This window comes from Limnobacter sp. (genome assembly GCF_964228395.1).
Taxonomy (GTDB): Bacteria; Pseudomonadota; Gammaproteobacteria; order Burkholderiales; family Burkholderiaceae_B; genus Limnobacter.
In genome coordinates this window covers 1-16,661 of record NZ_CAXQZX010000128.1, presented here as the reverse complement: position 1 = coordinate 16,661, position 16,661 = coordinate 1, and the positions used below count along the sequence as shown (strand labels likewise).

The window sequence follows — 16,661 nt, the reverse complement described above, 5'->3', positions numbered from 1 at the left end:
TGCCCGAATCAATGGGCTGGAGGTGGATGAAGCCGCGTTGGTGAGCGCTTTTCATGCAGTGGAACAAGCTCGGCGGGCCAGCGAGCCTGCTGTGTCGCTCACATACTTTGAGTTCACCACTTTGGCCGTGGCGCATGTGTTTGCCCAGCATCCCCTGGACGCTGTGGTGCTGGAGGTCGGCATGGGTGGGCGTCTGGATGCCGTCAATTTGTTCGACACAGATTGCGCCATTTGCACCAGCATTGATCTCGATCACCAGGCCTTTTTGGGCCCCGACCGAGAAAGCATAGGCCGCGAAAAAGCCGGAATCTTCCGCCCCGGTAAACCCGCGGTGGTTAGCGACCCCGCGCCACCGACCAGTGTGGTGGATCATGCCCAAGCCATCGGTGCAGACCTGTGGCTCTTTGGGCGCGACTACAACTACAGTGGCGACAAGCAGCAATGGGGGTACGGCGGTCGAGCGATGCGGCGTGGCGCCCTGGCTTACCCCGCTTTGCGTGGGGCCAATCAGTTGCTCAATGCTGCTGGCGTATTGGCTGCTTTGGAGGCCGTGAAAGATCGCTTGCCAATCCCGGCGCAGTCTATTCGACAAGGGTTTTTGCTGGTGGAGTGGCCCGGGCGTTTTCAGGTGCTGCCGGGGCAGCCCACCGTGGTGCTTGACGTTGGCCACAACCCCCATGCGGCGGCCCACCTGCGCGAAAGCCTGGACAACATGGGCTTTTTTCCTTACACCCATTGCATTTTTGGCATGCTTGCCGACAAAGATGCCACCGCGGTGGTGAATGCTTTGAAAGACCGGGTGGACCATTGGCATTTGGTGCCCCTGCCCGGTGAGCGTGGACGCAGTGCCGAGCAATTGGCGCAGGCATTGAAGCTGGCCGATGTAAACGATGCACCGTTTGATTGGCAAGCCAATGCAGCGGCCTTGGCCAGCGGTGGAATTGCCAAGCAGCCACCAGAAAAATCGGTGCAGACATACGCAAGTGTGGAACAAGCGTACGCCGTCGTCACGAAGGCTGTGCAGGCCAATGATAGAATTCTGGTCTTTGGGTCGTTCCTTACGGTCGCAGAAGCGTTAAAGGCCAAGGACAATTTACGTAAACGACCTTCTTAACCAACAGGGGTGCAGGTGAGTTCAAATTCGCGTTCGACTGCCAGGAACAAAGTCAACAATGATCAGGTTGATGAGTTAAAGCGCAAGTCGAGAAGGCGCCTTGTTGGCTCAATCGCTTTGTTTTTGGCCGCCATTATTGTGGTGCCTGCTCTCATTGAAAGTGAACCCACCCAAACCGCCAGCGATGTTGAGTTGGTGGTGCCAGCGCGCCCCAGCGCGGACACCCCTGTGGAGTTGGCCAAGGTGCCCCAGCAACCGCTTCAACAGCCGCCTCAAAATCCGAACCTGGACGTACCAGCCGGGCAGCAGGCACAGGTCAGTGCGCCGGTAGTACCGGTGCCAACGGGCGAATCCAAGGCTGAGTCTGCCAAGGCGGAGGCGCCAAAATCCGAACCTGCAAAGACCGAAGCGCCCAAGCCTGTTGCGCCCAAGCCTGAGCCAAATAAGGCCGAGGCAAGCAAACCTGAAGCGGTGAAGTCTGAACCCACCAAGGCTGACGCGCCCAAGGTTGAGCCAGCCAAGCCCGCTGCCGACGATCCGATTGCCAAGTTTGCGACCGGTGAAGTGTTTTGGGTGCAGGTGACTGCAGTGAGCGACAAAAACCGAGCTGATGCCCTGGCCAAAGAGTTGGGTGGGAAAGGCTTCGCTGCAAAAGTGGAGAGCGTAAAAACAGGTGCAGGCACCGTGTTTCGAGTGCGCGTAGGCCCTTTGAGCGGGCAGGCCAAGGCCGATGAAACCAAGGCGAAGCTGGCCCAAGCGGGGTACAGCAGCGGGAGAGTGGTGCAGTGACACTCTTTGATTATGTGGCCATCGCGGTGCTGGGCCTGTCGGTGATTCTGGGCTTGTTCCGCGGCATGGTTAAAGAAGTGTTGTCGTTGGCTAACCTTGTGATTGCATTTTGGTTGGCCAACCGCTACGGGCATGAGTTGGTGGTTTACATGGATTGGGCCGAGTCTTTAAGCCCCGCCATGAAAGCGCTGATTGGTTGTGCAGCCGCGTTTTTTGGTGCCATGGTGGTGGGGGCCATTTTAATTTCCCTGCTGGGCAAAATTGTTGCGGCGGCAGGCTTGAGTTTTGCAGATCGCAGTTTGGGCGGCATGTTTGGCTTTGCCCGGGGTATTTTTATTGTGTTGGTGCTGGTCACGGGTGCGGGTTTTACATCCCTGCCTGAACAGCCGTTTTGGCGCAATGCCATGTTGTCCCCTTTGGCGGTGGATGCGATGCGAGAAATCAAGCCGCACTTGCCCGAAACGGTGGCCAAATGGGTTCGCTACTAGGAGCTTTGAATGTGCGGGATTGTCGGTATTGCCGGTTTTTCTCCTGTTAACCAGACCCTGTACGACAGCTTGCTGCTGCTACAGCACCGTGGGCAAGATGCGGCTGGCATCGCCACTGCCCATGGCAATGCGTTCTCAATGTCCAAGGGCAATGGCCTGGTGCGCGATGTATTTCGCACCCGCAACATGCGTTCTTTGCCTGGCAACATGGGCATTGCCCATGTGCGTTACCCAACCGCTGGCTCGGCCGCCAGTTCAGAAGAGGCGCAACCGTTTTATGTGAATGCGCCTTACGGCATTACCTTGGCCCACAATGGCAACCTCACCAACAGTGAGCGCTTGAAGGCAGAGCTGTTTAAAAATGACCGCCGTCACATCAACACCAACTCTGATTCTGAGGTGTTGCTGAATGTGTTGGCTCACGAGTTGCAAAGCAATGCCCACGGTTACTCCCTGGACCCCGCCACCATTTTCCGTGCGGTGGCTGGTGTTCATGCGCGTGCGCGGGGTGCTTATGCCTGCGTGGCTCAAATTGCAGGCTATGGTATTTTGGCGTTTCGTGACCCCCATGGCATTCGCCCTCTGGTGATGGGCAAATGCGAGACCGAGCATGGTACCGAGTACATGTTTGCTTCTGAGTCGGTGGCACTGGCGGGCATGGGCTTTGAATTTGTACGCGATGTGGTGCCTGGCGAAGCGGTTTTTGTGGATGTGGAAGGCCAGTTGTTTCAGCAGCAGTGCGCAGAAAAATCTGCCTTGAATCCCTGTATTTTTGAGTATGTGTACCTGGCTCGTCCCGACTCGGTGATGGATGGTATTTCTGTGTACGAAGCCCGCGTAAAAATGGGCGAGTATCTGGCTGATCAAATCAGAAAAAGCCCGCTGGCCGCCGACATTGATGTGGTCATGCCTATTCCCGATTCAAGCCGTCCGGCAGCGCTTGAGTTGGCCAACCACTTGAACGTGCCTTATCGCGAGGGGTTTATTAAAAACCGCTACATTGGACGCACATTTATTATGCCGGGGCAGGCGGTGCGCAAAAAAAGTGTGCGCCAAAAGCTCAATGCCATTTCGGTCGAATTTAAGGGCAAAGCGGTGTTGTTGGTCGATGACTCGATTGTGCGAGGCACGACCAGCCGTGAAATTGTACAAATGGCCCGCGAGAGCGGGGCGCGCAAGGTGATTTTTGCCTCTGCAGCACCTCCTGTGCGTTTCCCCAATGTGTATGGCATCGACATGCCCACACGCGATGAACTGATTGCATCGGGTCGCAGTGATGAAGAGATCTGCAAAGAAATCGGCGCGGACGCTTTGTTCTACCAGGACATCGAGGACATGAAGCGGGCGGTGCGTGATTTGAATCCGAAGATCCAGACTTTCGATGCCAGTTGTTTTGACGGGCATTACATCACAGGCGATATCACCGCCGAGTATCTGGACCGCTTGGAGTACATGCGCAAGCATCCCGAGGTGGTGGAGTCTGGCGGTTTGCAGATGAACCTGGGTTACTCTGCCAATCAGTGAAGCTGAGGCAGGCCCTGGTTTGACTTTTGATGTATTTTGAATTGTCGCATTTTTGCAAGCGCCCGTTTTTGCTCGGGTGCTTGAGGTAAAATAGGCAAGCTATTGAAAAGAAAGCGCGAAATGGTTCGCGCTTTTTGTTTGCGCAAGGCGTTAATGACTATGTCGCTGATTGTTCACAAGTACGGCGGTACCTCCATGGGGTCCACCGAACGCATTAAAAACGTGGCCAAGCGTGTGGCCAAATGGCATCGCGCTGGCAATCAAATGGTGGTGGTTCCTTCGGCCATGTCTGGCGAAACCAACCGCCTGATTGGCCTGGCCAAGGAAATTCAGGCCGAACCCGATCCCCGCGAGCTGGACATGTTGTGTTGCACTGGCGAGCAGGCCTCTGTGGCGTTGTTGGCCATGGCTTTGAAAGCTGAGGGAATTGACGCCATCAGTTACTCGGGATGGCAAGTGCCCATCAAAACCGACAGTGCGCACACCAAGGCCCGCATTGAAAGCATTGATGACAAGCGCGTGAAGGCCGACCTGGCTGCAGGCCGCGTGGTGATAATCACGGGGTTCCAGGGCATCGATGAACTGGGCAATCAAACCACCTTGGGCCGCGGAGGTTCAGACACCTCGGCCGTGGCCATTGCTGCGGCCATGGGTGCTGCCGAATGTCTCATTTACACTGACGTGGATGGCGTGTACACGACCGATCCCCGTGTGGTTCCGGAGGCCCGCCGCATGCGCGTGGTGAGCTTTGAGGAAATGCTGGAAATGGCCTCTTTGGGGTCGAAGGTGTTGCAAATTCGGTCTGTTGAATTTGCTGGTAAATACCGTGTGCCCACGCGTGTGCTGTCCAGCCTGACCGACCCCATGATTTCGCTGGACGAAGAAAAAGTGTCTGGCACGTTGATTACTTTTGAGGAAGATGAACACATGGAACAAGCCGTTGTTTCCGGTATCGCTTTCAACCGTGATGAAGCCAAGGTGACTATTCGCGGCGTGCCCGACAAGCCCGGTGTGGCCTATCAAATTCTGGGTCAAGTGGCCGATGCCAACATTGACGTGGACATGATCATTCAGAACCAGGGTGTGGATGGCACAACCGATTTTACATTCACGGTGCATCGCAACGAGTTCAACAAAACCATGGAATTGTTGAAGAACAAAATCCAAGGCAGCGTGGGCGCGCGTGAGGTTGCGGGTGACACCAATGTTTGCAAGGTGTCTATCGTTGGCATCGGCATGCGCTCGCATGTGGGTGTGGCCAGCCTGATGTTCAAAACCTTGTCGGAAGAGGGCATCAATATTCAAATGATCTCCACCTCTGAAATCAAAGTGTCGGTGCTGATTGATGACAAATACATGGAATTGGCTGTGCGCGCACTGCACAAGGCTTTCGATCTGGACAAAGCCGCTGCATAAGGCTTTCAGGCCCAAGGCGCATTGCTAAAAGGCGGTGCAAATTGGGTGCAGGGCCGACAAGCTGGCGCAAACCATGTATAATGCGGCCTTCTGGAGACGTGGCCGAGTGGTCGAAGGCACTCCCCTGCTAAGGGAGCATACCCCAAAAGGGTATCGGAAGTTCGAATCTTCTCGTCTCCGCCAAATGCAAACCCCGAATCGCTTCTAGCATTCGGGGTTTTCTGTTTCTGAAAGCGCGAGCAGTGAGGCATTGCCGCCTGCTGCAGCGGTGTTGGTGCAAATGGTTTGCTCGTGAAGCCAATTGCAAGGCTGTTGCTGATCGTCCCGTGTGCTGATGCAGTACAGGTTTTGTTCGCCTGTTGGGCCTTTCAATAAGTAAACCTGAGCCCCTGTTGTTCTTTTCTGACCCTCCAACAAGGTCGCTCCCATGGTTTGAAGCGCTTTGCTCAGCGCATCGGAAGGTGCTTGTTGTAGCAGCGCCAACAGGTATTGTGGCCCACCCGCCTTGGGGCCAGTGCCCGATAAGCCGTGCCCCCCAAAAGGCTGCACGCCCACCACGGCACCCACCATGTTTCGGTTCACATAAATATTGCCGGCGTTGCTTTGCTTCACCCAATGATCGATGCGATGCTGAATGCGGGAGTGAACACCAAAGGTTAGCCCAAAGCCCAGTTGGCGAATGTGAAGCAGGTGTTGGTCAATGTCTTGCAACGGGCTGGGCAACACGTGTAGTACGGGGCCAAACACTTCTTGTTCCAAACCGTGCAGGCTGTGTATTTCAATGATGGCTGGTGCCACGGTGTGTGGCATGGCGGCAGCTTGTTGCAAGTGGCGTTCACATTGATCAATGCGAGCACCGCGCTGGCGCATGTTCTGAAGGTGCTGTTGTATGCGCTGTGCGGCCTGTGGGTCAATCACCGGGCCGATGTCGGTGTTTTGTAAAGTGGCAGGCCCAAGCCGCAGTGTGCGCATGGCTTTCTCAAGCATGTCCAGCAGCGTTGGGGCAATGTCTTGCTGCACCACCAAAATACGCAATGCAGAGCAACGTTGGCCTGCGCTATCAAAGGCGGACAGCAGCACATCGTGTACCACTTGTTCGAGCAGGGCCGAGGAGTCAACCACCATGGCGTTTTGCCCGCCTGTTTCAGCCACCCAGCGAATGGGCAGCCCTTGTGGGCTTCGTCGTTTGTTGATGTTGGCATGGATGGTGGCGGCGGTTTGTACCGACCCGGTGAACAGCACGCCGCTGATGGCAGGGTGGTTTGCCAGCGCGGCTCCAACGGAGTGGCCTGGACCTGGCAGCCCATGTAACACCTGCCGGGGTACCCCGGCATTCCACAACACTTCCAGTGCTTTCATGGCCACATGGGGGGTTTGATCCGCTGGTTTGGCCAGCACCGCATTGCCAGCGGCAAGGGCCGCGCTGACCTGACCCAAGAAAATGGCCAGGGGAAAATTCCAAGGGCTGATGCACAACACCACGCCCAGGGGCTTGTGGGTGGTGTTGCAAAAATTACCTTCAAGCTGCGCCGCATAAAAATACAAAAAGTCGATGGCTTCCTGCACTTCTGCGACGGCGTTGGCTCGGGTTTTGTGGGCCTCGTGAACCAGCAAGGCCGCAAATTCGAACAGGCGTGATTGCAGCGCGCTTGCTGCAGCTCGCAAGCACTGTGCTCGTTTTTCTGCGGGTTGACTGGCCCACATTGGCGCGTGTTGCAGGGCCAGTTGTGCTGCCTGTTCCACATCATTGAGAGGGGTGGGGGACCATTGGGCTGGGGTGTGGGCAAGCAAGGCCGCATTGAACTGTGCTTGCGTGGCGCGGCAGGCCATGTTGGGCGCCACGCCGCGCAAGCGTTGGGGCAGCAATATGCGCGGTGGTATGGGTATCTGCGGGTGAGGCTTCCCCGGGGGCTGCCCAGCCTTGTGCAGCAATTCGAGTGGGCTGGTGGTTAACTGTTCAACAGGCACCGCAGGGTTGTTGAGCTGGTTCACAAACGATGCGTTTGCCCCGTTTTCCAGAAGGCGCCGAACCAAATAGGCCAGCAGGTGCTGATGCGGCCCCACGGGGGCGTAAATGCGGCAGGCGTGTTGCTGGTCCAAGTGACCAGCATGTTGTGCCAGCAGGCCGTGGTACAGGTTTTCGCCCATGCCGTGAAGGCATTGGAATTCGAAATCCCGTGGCTGTCGCCCGTGGGATTGGGCCAGTTGCAGCACCGAGGCAATGGTGTGGGCGTTGTGGGTGGCAAATTGCGGGTAGACGGCATCGCCTGCTTGCAGCAGTACGTTTGCACATGCCAGATAGCTGAGGTCGGTGTGGGCTTTGCGGCTGAACACCGGGTAGTCGGGTAGGCCAAGCACTTGGGCGCGTTTAATTTCGCTATCCCAGTAGGCCCCTTTGACCAAGCGCACCATGATTGTTTTACCGTGCAGCCTTGCCAACTGGCAAGCCCATTGCACCACGCAAAGCGCGCGCTTTTGGTAGGCTTGAATCACCACGCCCAAACCTTGCCAGGTGTGTAGTTTGGGTGCCTGGTACAAGGCTTGGACCACATCCATGGACAATTGCAGGCGCTCGCTTTCCTCGGCGTCGATGTGCAGGGGCAGATGGTGGGCTTGGGCCCGCATGGCCAAGGCAATCACCTTGGGAAGCAGTTCATTCATCATGGTCTGCCCTTGGTCTTCCACGTACCTTGGGTGAAGCGCTGACAGTTTGATTGACACACCAGGACGTTCGCGCAGCGTCTTCCCCTGCGCCTGCTGACCCACCACCTCGATGGCGTGCAGATAAGCTTGAAAGTATTGCTCTGCATCGGTGTAGGTCACTGCGGCTTCGCCAAGCATGTCGTAGGAGTGGGTGTAGCCCAAGGCGCGGGTTTTGGTAGATTCGGTCAGCGCCTCTTCAATGCTTTGCCCCAATACAAATTGCTTGCCCAGCCTGGTCATCGCGGCCTCGGTGGCTTTGCGCACCAGCACCATGCCACCCAGCCAGTGCAGGCGTTGCAGGCCCTGTGTAAGCGCCAAGCCAAGTGTGCCAACATTGACCAGCCACGAATGACTGTGACCCATATGGGCTTGCCAGTCGCCACGCTGAAGGCAATCTTCAATGAGGGCGTTGCGGGTGGTGGCATCGGGTATGCGCAGCAAGGCCTCGGCCAGGCACATCAAGGCCAAGCCTTCGTCGGTGCTCAGTTGGTATTCTTGTAACAGGTCTTGCACCAGCTCGTGGGTGTGGGTGTGGTGCCTTGCGCGGGCTGCGGTGGCCAAGGTGATGGCCGTGTGTTCAATGTCAGGGTGGCCCAGTGGTGTTTGAGGCAGCCGCTTGAGCAATTGTTGAACACAATCCGTTTCTGGCATGAGCCAGGCGTTGTTGAATTCTTCTTGAACCGCCTTAAGCGCGCTGCTCATGGGGCGCTGCGCTGATGAAGCGCATGGCTGGGGCCACGGCGATGGTCAGGCCTTCAATGGGTGCCTGAATGTCGCCGTCGAGTTGCCAGGCCGTGGGTTGATTGAAGTCGAATTCCACGCTATGCAGGGTTTGCCTGGGGACCCCCAGACTGGCGGGCCAGCCACCGCGCCATATTCGCCACAAGTTGAACACCAAGGCAAGCTTGTTGGGCGAGCCGTGGATGAGGCAGAGGTCTGCTTTGGCTTTGGGGCCTCCACTGGTGGACACCTTGGCCCCCAATGGCAAACGCAAAATGCTCAGGGCCAATGCCACCTGCCACATAAAGCCTTGCGCCGCTTGCCCATTGAAGCGAACCCGCCCAGCCACGGTTGCAAACAAAGCGCGTATCAAGGGGCCGTTGACCAGTACTTCCAGCACGATGCGTCCAATCAGGCGCAGGGCTGCCACCGGGCCACTGCCGCGTTGGTAGTAGGCATGCATAAAATTCACGGTGGTACCAAAGCCGAACACAAAGCCGTATTGATCTGTGGAGGTTTTGATGGGGTAGCGGGTGGTGTGGTGGTGTTCAAGCTGATCGCGGTGGGCGATCAACCATTGCAGGGCGTCGATGGGGGCTGTTTTGGGATGAACATCGGCTGCAATCATGTTCATGGTGCCTGCATGAACCAGAAATAGGGGGGGGAGGTGCTGCTCACCCCACACCTTCGCTGCTGCACCAATCACAGCCGATACCGTGCCATCGCCCCCAAAAGGCACCAAGGCACGGATGTCTTGGGGGTTGAGCCTTTGAAGTTCTACCAGCAAAGCTTCCGTGTTGTGAGTGAGTAGCAATTGGCCGTGAGAGCCCAGCACTTGCCTCAGCTTGTCGACCCCGTCGGCCTGTGTGCGGCGTTTAAGGTAACCCGCGTTGGGATTGGCCACCACTACAATCACTGGCAAACACTCCTTTGGGCATGGGTGACTTAGCGCGTGGCTGTGTCCCCTGTGGTGTTGGCTTTCAAATAGTCCAGCGCTTCTTGCACTTGGTCGATCAAGACCAATAAGAGGCTGCCATGGCTTACTTCATCCAGGGCCATTTGGATGGCTTTGAATTCGCCACGCACCTCGACCACGCTGGGCTTGTTCTCAGTTTGCGCCATGGCAATGCCCTGTTGCAATAGGGCGAGCGTTTCACCGTCTGGTCGGCCACGCTGGCAAGCGTCCTCGTACAGCACAATGTGGTCAAAAAATCCACCCACCAGGCGCCCCTGTTCAACAATATCCTGGTCTCGGCGGTCGCCGGCGGCGCTGATCACAATGCTGCGTTTGGTGGCCGGAATGTTCTTCAGCGTATTGACCAAGGTGGCCACCGCATCGGGGTTGTGGCCGTAGTCGGCAATCACGGAGCCACCTTTGTGCGGGAAAAAGTTAAAGCGGCCTGGCACCGTGTCGGGCGTGGACTGGAAACTGGACAGAGCTGCGCGAATGGTGGTGAAGGGCACCTGAACCCCCAATGCTGCTGCCACAGCACACATCACGTTTTGCACCTGAAAGGTGAACAAGCCATTGTTGGTTAGTGGCACTTCGGTGAGGTCGATGGTTTTTTCAACCTGGTCAAAGCTGATGGTCACAATGCGGCCATCGTGAACAATCACGGGTTGGCCTTTGGCTTTGTGGGCAGCCACCACCGGGTTGTCGGGGTTGCTGGTGAAAAACAGCACGCGGCCCGGTGTTAATTTGGCCATGGCCACAGTGTGTTTGTCGTCGGCGTTTAGCACAGCCAGACCACCCGGGGCCACGTTTTGTATCAGCACGCTTTTAAGCAAGGCGAGGTCTTCAACGCTGTCGATGAAGTTCAAGCCCAAATGGTCGCCCTCGCCAATGTTGGTGACAATGCCAACATCGCACATGTCAAAGCCCAGGCCCTCACGCAGCATGCCGCCACGGGCACATTCAAGCACGGCTGCATCGGTCTCGGGGTGCATCAATACTTTCTGGGCGCTCTTGGGACCACTGCAGTCGCCCGTGTCGATGAGGTGCCCGTTGACCACCACGCCTTCGGTGCCGGTGTAGCCCACTCGCAGGTTGTGGTAACGCAAAATGTGTTCGATCAGTCGCACTGTGGTGGTTTTGCCATTGGTGCCGGTAACCGCCACCACAGGGATGCGACCGTTCTCATTTTTTCCAAACATGAGGTCGATGATGGCTGCACCCACATCGCGACCCTTTCCGATGGAGGGCTCCAGGTGCATGCGCAGGCCTGGCGCGGCGTTCAACTCAACAATGCCGCCGCCTTGGGCTTCAAGGGATTCATCCACCCGTTCGCACACCACGTCCACACCACACACCTCGATGCCGATTTGTTGTGCCGCTTGGATGACCATCTGTGCCATTTCCGGGTGCACATTGTCGGTGACGTCGGTGGCTGTGCCGCCGGTGCTGAGGTTGGCGTTGTTTCGCAACACCACGCGAATGCCGCTTTGCGGAACGGAGTCGGGCGTAAAGCCTTGCTTTTTAATGCGAGCCACTGCGATTTCGTCCAGCCGCAATTTGGTCAGTGCACTACCGTGGCCCTCGCCACGCAGCGGGTTGCGGTTTTCGATCTCGATGAGTTGCGCAATGGTGTGCGTACCGTCGCCCACCACATAGGGGGGCTCGCGGCGAGCAGCGGCCACCAGTTTGTCGCCCACCACCAAAAAGCGGTAGTCGTGGCCAGGAATGAATTCTTCAACGATTGGCACACCGCTGCCGTATTTTTTGGCGGCGTCGAAGGCCACTTGCAGGTGGTCTTCGTCCACAATGTTGACCGTAACGCCCTTGCCTTGGTTGCCATCGCTGGGCTTGACCACCACGCCCTTGCCAGTGCTCGCCTTTAGTTCGCGAAATGCTGCCACCGCTTCATCGAAAGTTTTGACCAAACGGCCTTGCGGGGTTGGTATGCCGGCAGCGGCCAGGATGGTTTTGGTGAGGTCTTTGTCTTGCGCGATTTCTTCAGAAATGGCGCAGGTGGTGTCAGTTTCGGCCGCCTGAATGCGACGTGCTTTGGAGCCCCAGCCCAATTGAACCAGGCTGCCCTGGGTAAGGCGACGAATGGGGATCCCCCGGCGAATGGCCGCATTGACGATGCTGCCCGTGCTGGGGCCGAGCTTGCAGTCGTCGTAAATTTCTTTTAGTCGGTCAATCGCGGCTTTGGTATTAAAGTCCTCTCCAGCCAAGGCTGCCAAAATAATTTTGTGGGCTTCTTCAAAGGCAGCGCGAGCGAGCTCCTCTTCTTCGTATTGCACCACCACCCTGAAATACCCGGTGGTGATGTTGTCTGAGACGTGCGAGAAAGTCACCGGTGAACCCGCCTCAATTTGGAGTCGCAACGCTGTTTTTCCCAAAATGTGGGCCAACGCGATATTGCTTTGCTCAAACCCAGTGGCGCGCAGTGAGCCAATGCCGGGGAGGGTGGTGCGAACGCGCATTTCAATGGCATTGAAACGATCGTACAGGCGTTCATTTTCTTCACAAAACACCAGGGCTTCCAGGCTGGTGTTTTTGCTCCACAGGTTTGGGCCTCGAAGGGCGCGAATTCGTTCAATGTTCATGGTTCTTTTGCCAATGTTGGTTTGCGTGGGTTTGCATCAGTAGCGCAGGCGTATTTCGGCGCGCAGCAGGTCGTGCGGTACACCGCTCACCCAGGCCGCCGCCGCCAGTGCCAGGGGCGTGACGCCCTGCACAGTGGCTTTGCCAAGAGCAATCGGGGCCAGTGCATGGTTGTTGGCGCGCTCGCCCAAGAAATGAATTTCCCCTTGGTCGAGCACAACCGCCATGCCACCGCCCTTGACATGCTCTGTAACCACGGGGTTGGTGGGGTCTTGGGATATCCAGATCACCTTGCCATCGCACAGCTCGGCCATGGGCAGCAAGGCCACCTCGTCGGCGTTGATGATGGCGTGCCCGCTGGGCAACACCAGGTCGATGACTGTGCGCAGCACATTAAAGAGCTGGTCTTTGGTGAGAATGTCCCATTCTTGAAGACCCTCCACCGAGCCAACCGACGTGATGACTGCCAGGCTGGATCGGTCAAAAGGCAGCCCCTGAGACAAGATTACCTCGGGCTTGACTTGCATCACAACCGTGTCAATGGCCTTGTTGATCAGGCAGTTGCGACCTGCCTGCCAGTTGGCGCAATCGCCAGACTTCACCTTGCGACCATTCATCCACAAGCCTTGCTCGCAGGCCAAACCCACCTTGTGCCCCTGATCTTGCAAAATGGCGGTCAGGGTTTCACCAAAACCGTCAAGCTCAGCACCACCTGTGTAGGACACGGTCGGAATACGGCCGTTTTCTTGCCCGGGAAACAAGGAGTCGATAATGGGCTTGCCCACATCTCGGGCCTGCCCCTTGGCGGGTTTGATGTGCATGATGAGCCCAGGCCCTGCGTTAACCTCCACCACAGCGATGGATTGACCCTTGGGGGCTTGGTCGATGTGTTCGCAGATGAGGTCGATGCCGGCAACATCCAAGCCCACCACACGGGCTGCCATGCAACACAAACGGGCGATTTCTGGGTGAATCAGGTCAGTGACGTCCTCAGAGGCGTTGCTGTTGCGCTCAATGATCACTTGTTCCCCGGCGGGGATCACACTGTCGGCACTCAAACCCTGACGTTGAACCAGCAGCAGGGCCGCCGGGTTTTGATTGATGCGGATGGGGCGCAGGGGGTAGATTTCAGAATCCCCACGGCGCGGGTCGGTGTTTACTTGGGAGTCGCACAACTGCTGCAGGGTGGATTGGCCGTCGCCTTGCAGTGTGATCACCTCGCCACGGGATACCGCGACCACTTGGTAATTCACCACGAGCACGCGGTGTTCAGAGCCGCGAATGAATTTTTCTACAATGACGCCGGTGTAACTCTCTTTCTCGGCCAGTGGCCAGGCGTCTTTGACCTCCTGTTCTTTGTACAACTCGATGGACACGCCACGCCCCCAGTTGCCATCCACCGGTTTAACGACCACGGGCAGGCCAATGTCCTGAGCCAACTCCCAAGCGTGTTCAGGGCTGTTGGCCATTGCACCCTCGGGCACCGGCACGCCGCATTGCGCCAATAGATCTTTGCACAGGTCTTTGTCAGCGGCGATGCCTTGGGCTATGGCAGAGGTTCTGGATGTTTCTGCAGTCCAGATGCGTTGCTGTTTGGCACCATGCCCGAGTTGAACCAAGTTGCCGTCGTTTAGGCGGACAATCGGAATTCGGCGGGCGTAAGCTGCATCCAAAATATGCTGGGTGCTGGGCCCAATGCCATGCATATCACTGTGGTGTTTGATGGTTTTAAGTTCTGCCTCGAGGTCGAACTCGCCGTCCTCGATGGCGGCATGCAACAGCCGCACCCCTGCCTCTAGGCAGGCCATGCCTACCACGGGGTCGGGGGTGCGAAACACCATTTTGTACACACCTTCCTTGCTGGTCATGCGGGCCTTGCCAAACCCTGCATCCAGGCCGGCCAGGGTGTGCAATTCAATCACAATGTGCTCGAGGATGTGCGCTGCATAAGTGCCTTCCCGCAGCCGCAACAAAAATCCACCAGGCTCGCCCACGCCGCACCGGTGCTCGGCCAAGCCGGGCAGTGTGGCATTCAGGCGTTCGTTGAAGCCCGGCAACAAATTGGATGGAAATTGCTCCAGCGCTTGAATGTCCACCAAGGCTTCGATGCAACTGCGATAGGTCCAAATGTTTGGTCCGTCCAGCCACATGGTGCGAAGAACGACGAGTCTTTTTTCTGTCATGGATTGGTATAGCCCAGGTACGGCGTGAGAGTTATGAATATTCGGTCAATCTTAACTCCGTGCCGCCATAAATAGTGGTGTAACATCTGCGAATTCGCGAACCGAGGGGGTATACGCATTGAAAATCGTTGGATTTTCGCCGTCCGAAAAAGAAGTTCAACTGTTGGATAGCCTGTGGGGAGGGCAAGAGCCCGTGCGGGCAATATTTGTCTCTGACATGAACACTTCCTTGGCGTTTTCCCGTTGCCTGATGGCATTCAATGCCCGTGAGTTGTTGGTGCTGGAGCGGGGGTCTGAAAAGCCCCTGTTTCGCGCTGCATTCAGTGACATCGAACAGGTATCGCTTTCAGACCATGCGGGTCTTTCAACGGTGCTGGTGCGCTCCCAGTCATTGGGGGTGTTTCGGTTTTTTGCCAGCTTTAGCTTGCACAAAGCACTCGATGAGTTTGTTGGCATGCTGGAGCAAGCCGTGCGCGAAGCCGAGCAGGGCACTTTGCACAAGGCCAGCATTCAGCACGCGGTGCCGGCTTTGCTCAGTGACGATGAGCCCGACCTGGCTTTTGAAGAACCGGTGTCCTCCCGTGCGCTGCTGCGTCTGTGGCGCTTTGCGCACCCCTACCGCTGGCGGCTTTTTGTAGGCTTGATCCTGACTTTGCTGAGCACCGGGGCCACGCTGGTGGCGCCTTATTTGTCCATGCCATTGATGGACGAGGTGTTGATTCCCTATCAAAACGGTCAGCCGATGAACACCGATTTGGCCATGTTTTATTTGGGCTTGTTGTTGATGTCTGCTTTTGCGGCTGCAGGTTTGTCTTGGGCGCGTACATATTTGCTGGCCTTGGTGAGTGAGCGCATAGGCTCGGACCTGCGCACAACCACCTTTCGGCATTTGATGAGCCTGTCGTTTGATTATTTTGGTGCCAAGCGCACCGGCGACCTGGTGGCCCGAGTCAGTGCCGAGACCGACCGCATCAACCTGTTTTTAAGCTTGCATGCGCTGGATTTCATCACGGATGTGATCATGATTTTGATGACCGCCATCATCTTGATGAACATCGACTTTCAGTTGGCAGTGCTCACCTTGCTTCCGCTGCCCATCATCGCCTGGATGATTCATTTGGTACGCGAAAAGTTGCGCATGGGCTTTGAGAAAGTAGACCGCGTGTGGGGTGAAATCACCAACATTCTGACCGACACCATTCCAGGCATTCGTGTGGTCAAAGCCTTTGCGCAAGAAAAGCGCGAGGCCGATCGATTCGAGAAAGCCAATCGCCGCAACCTGGAGGTGAACGACCGCATCAACAGGACCTGGTCGTTGTTTGCGCCCACGGTGAGCCTGCTCACTGAGCTGGGTATTTTGGTGATTTGGGGCGCTGGCATTTGGTTGATCATGCACGACCAAATCACCGTGGGTACGCTGACGGCGTTTTTGGCCTACATCAGCCGCTTTTATGTGCGGCTCGATTCCATGAGTCGAATCGTGTCAATTACCCAAAAGGCTGCTGCGGGATCAAAACGCATTTTCGATATTCTTGACTACAAGTCCTCTGTGCCAGAGGCCGAGAACCCAGTAAAAATTGACGCGCTGCGTGGCGAACTTGAACTGCGTGATGTGTGTTTTCGCTACGGAAGCCGTTTGGTGCTGGACCATGTCAACCTGAAGGTCAACCCGGGCGAGATGATTGGCTTGGTGGGGCACAGTGGTTCTGGTAAAAGCACCTTGGTGAATGTGTTGTGCCGCTTTTACGATGTGACCGAGGGTGCGGTGTATGCCGATGGTGTGGACATTCGGCAAATCGAGATGGCCAGCTACCGGCGCAACATTGGCTTGGTGTTGCAAGAACCGTTTTTGTTTTTTGGCACCATTGCAGAGAACATCGCTTACGGCAAGCCCCAGGCCACCCGGGCAGAGATCATTCAAGCGGCACGGCTGGCCCATGCGCATGAGTTTATTTTGCGTTTGCCCCAGGGTTACGACTCTTTGGTGGGGGAGCGCGGGCAAAGCCTGTCGGGTGGTGAGCGTCAACGCATCTCGATTGCGCGTGCCTTGCTGATCGATCCAAAAATTTTGATTTTGGACGAGGCCACCAGTTCGGTGGACTCACAGACTGAAAAGGAAATTCAAAAGGCGCTAGATAACCTGGTGAAGGGCCGAACTACCATTGCAATTGCAC

General features: G+C 56.6%; 10 protein-coding genes and 1 tRNA gene. 7 read left to right on the top strand and 4 right to left on the bottom strand.

Going from position 1 to position 16,661, the window contains the following annotated elements; genetic code table 11:
* From ACEQU8_RS10865 to ACEQU8_RS10840, 6 genes are all read left to right on the top strand, one after another.
* Positions 1 to 1,114 (top strand): folylpolyglutamate synthase/dihydrofolate synthase family protein (locus ACEQU8_RS10865; RefSeq protein WP_370263536.1); only part of this gene is annotated, 1,114 nt, incomplete at its 5' end.
* Positions 1,115 to 1,129: 15 nt separating this feature from the next.
* Entirely contained in the window at positions 1,130 to 1,903 is a 774-nt protein-coding gene (locus ACEQU8_RS10860) for an SPOR domain-containing protein (protein WP_370263535.1), read from the top strand.
* Positions 1,900 to 2,391 carry a CvpA family protein gene (locus tag ACEQU8_RS10855; protein ID WP_370263533.1) on the top strand — a complete coding sequence of 164 codons (492 nt, stop codon included), beginning with the start codon at positions 1,900 to 1,902 and terminating at the stop codon, positions 2,389 to 2,391. Before ACEQU8_RS10860 ends, ACEQU8_RS10855 begins: the two co-directional genes overlap by 4 nt.
* Before the next feature lie 9 nt (positions 2,392 to 2,400).
* Positions 2,401 to 3,915 (top strand): amidophosphoribosyltransferase, encoded by a 1,515-nt coding sequence (gene purF / locus ACEQU8_RS10850; RefSeq protein WP_370263532.1) that lies wholly within the window; start codon positions 2,401 to 2,403, stop codon positions 3,913 to 3,915.
* Between the two features lie 159 nt (positions 3,916 to 4,074).
* Positions 4,075 to 5,331, top strand: a complete 1,257-nt coding sequence (locus ACEQU8_RS10845; RefSeq protein ID WP_370263531.1) for an aspartate kinase — start codon at positions 4,075 to 4,077, stop codon at positions 5,329 to 5,331.
* 92 nt (positions 5,332 to 5,423) lie between these two features.
* Positions 5,424 to 5,514 (top strand) — tRNA-Ser (locus tag ACEQU8_RS10840).
* A gap of 21 nt (positions 5,515 to 5,535) precedes the next feature.
* Here the strand turns inward: ACEQU8_RS10840 and ACEQU8_RS10835 are convergent.
* The 4 genes from ACEQU8_RS10835 to ACEQU8_RS10820 are packed head-to-tail and all read right to left on the bottom strand — an operon-like array spanning position 5,536 to position 14,487.
* The gene (locus ACEQU8_RS10835; protein ID WP_370263530.1) at positions 5,536 to 8,736 is read right to left on the bottom strand and encodes an L-glutamate gamma-semialdehyde dehydrogenase; all 3,201 of its coding nucleotides are present in this window, start codon (positions 8,734 to 8,736) and stop codon (positions 5,536 to 5,538) included.
* The gene (locus ACEQU8_RS10830) at positions 8,720 to 9,670 is read right to left on the bottom strand and encodes a diacylglycerol kinase family protein (protein WP_370263528.1); all 951 of its coding nucleotides are present in this window, start codon (positions 9,668 to 9,670) and stop codon (positions 8,720 to 8,722) included. Before ACEQU8_RS10830 ends, ACEQU8_RS10835 begins: the two co-directional genes overlap by 17 nt.
* 29 nt (positions 9,671 to 9,699) lie before the next feature.
* A complete protein-coding gene (gene cphA, locus ACEQU8_RS10825; RefSeq protein WP_370263526.1) occupies positions 9,700 to 12,306 on the bottom strand; it encodes a cyanophycin synthetase in 2,607 nt (868 codons plus the stop codon).
* 36 nt (positions 12,307 to 12,342) lie between these two features.
* Positions 12,343 to 14,487, bottom strand: a complete 2,145-nt coding sequence (locus tag ACEQU8_RS10820; RefSeq protein WP_370263525.1) for a cyanophycin synthetase — start codon at positions 14,485 to 14,487, stop codon at positions 12,343 to 12,345.
* 160 nt (positions 14,488 to 14,647) lie between these two features.
* On the opposite strand from ACEQU8_RS10820, the gene ACEQU8_RS10815 reads away from it, so the two are divergent.
* Positions 14,648 to 16,661, top strand: a 2,014-nt coding sequence (locus ACEQU8_RS10815; RefSeq protein WP_370263537.1) for an ABC transporter ATP-binding protein, incomplete at its 3' end; no start/stop codon positions are given.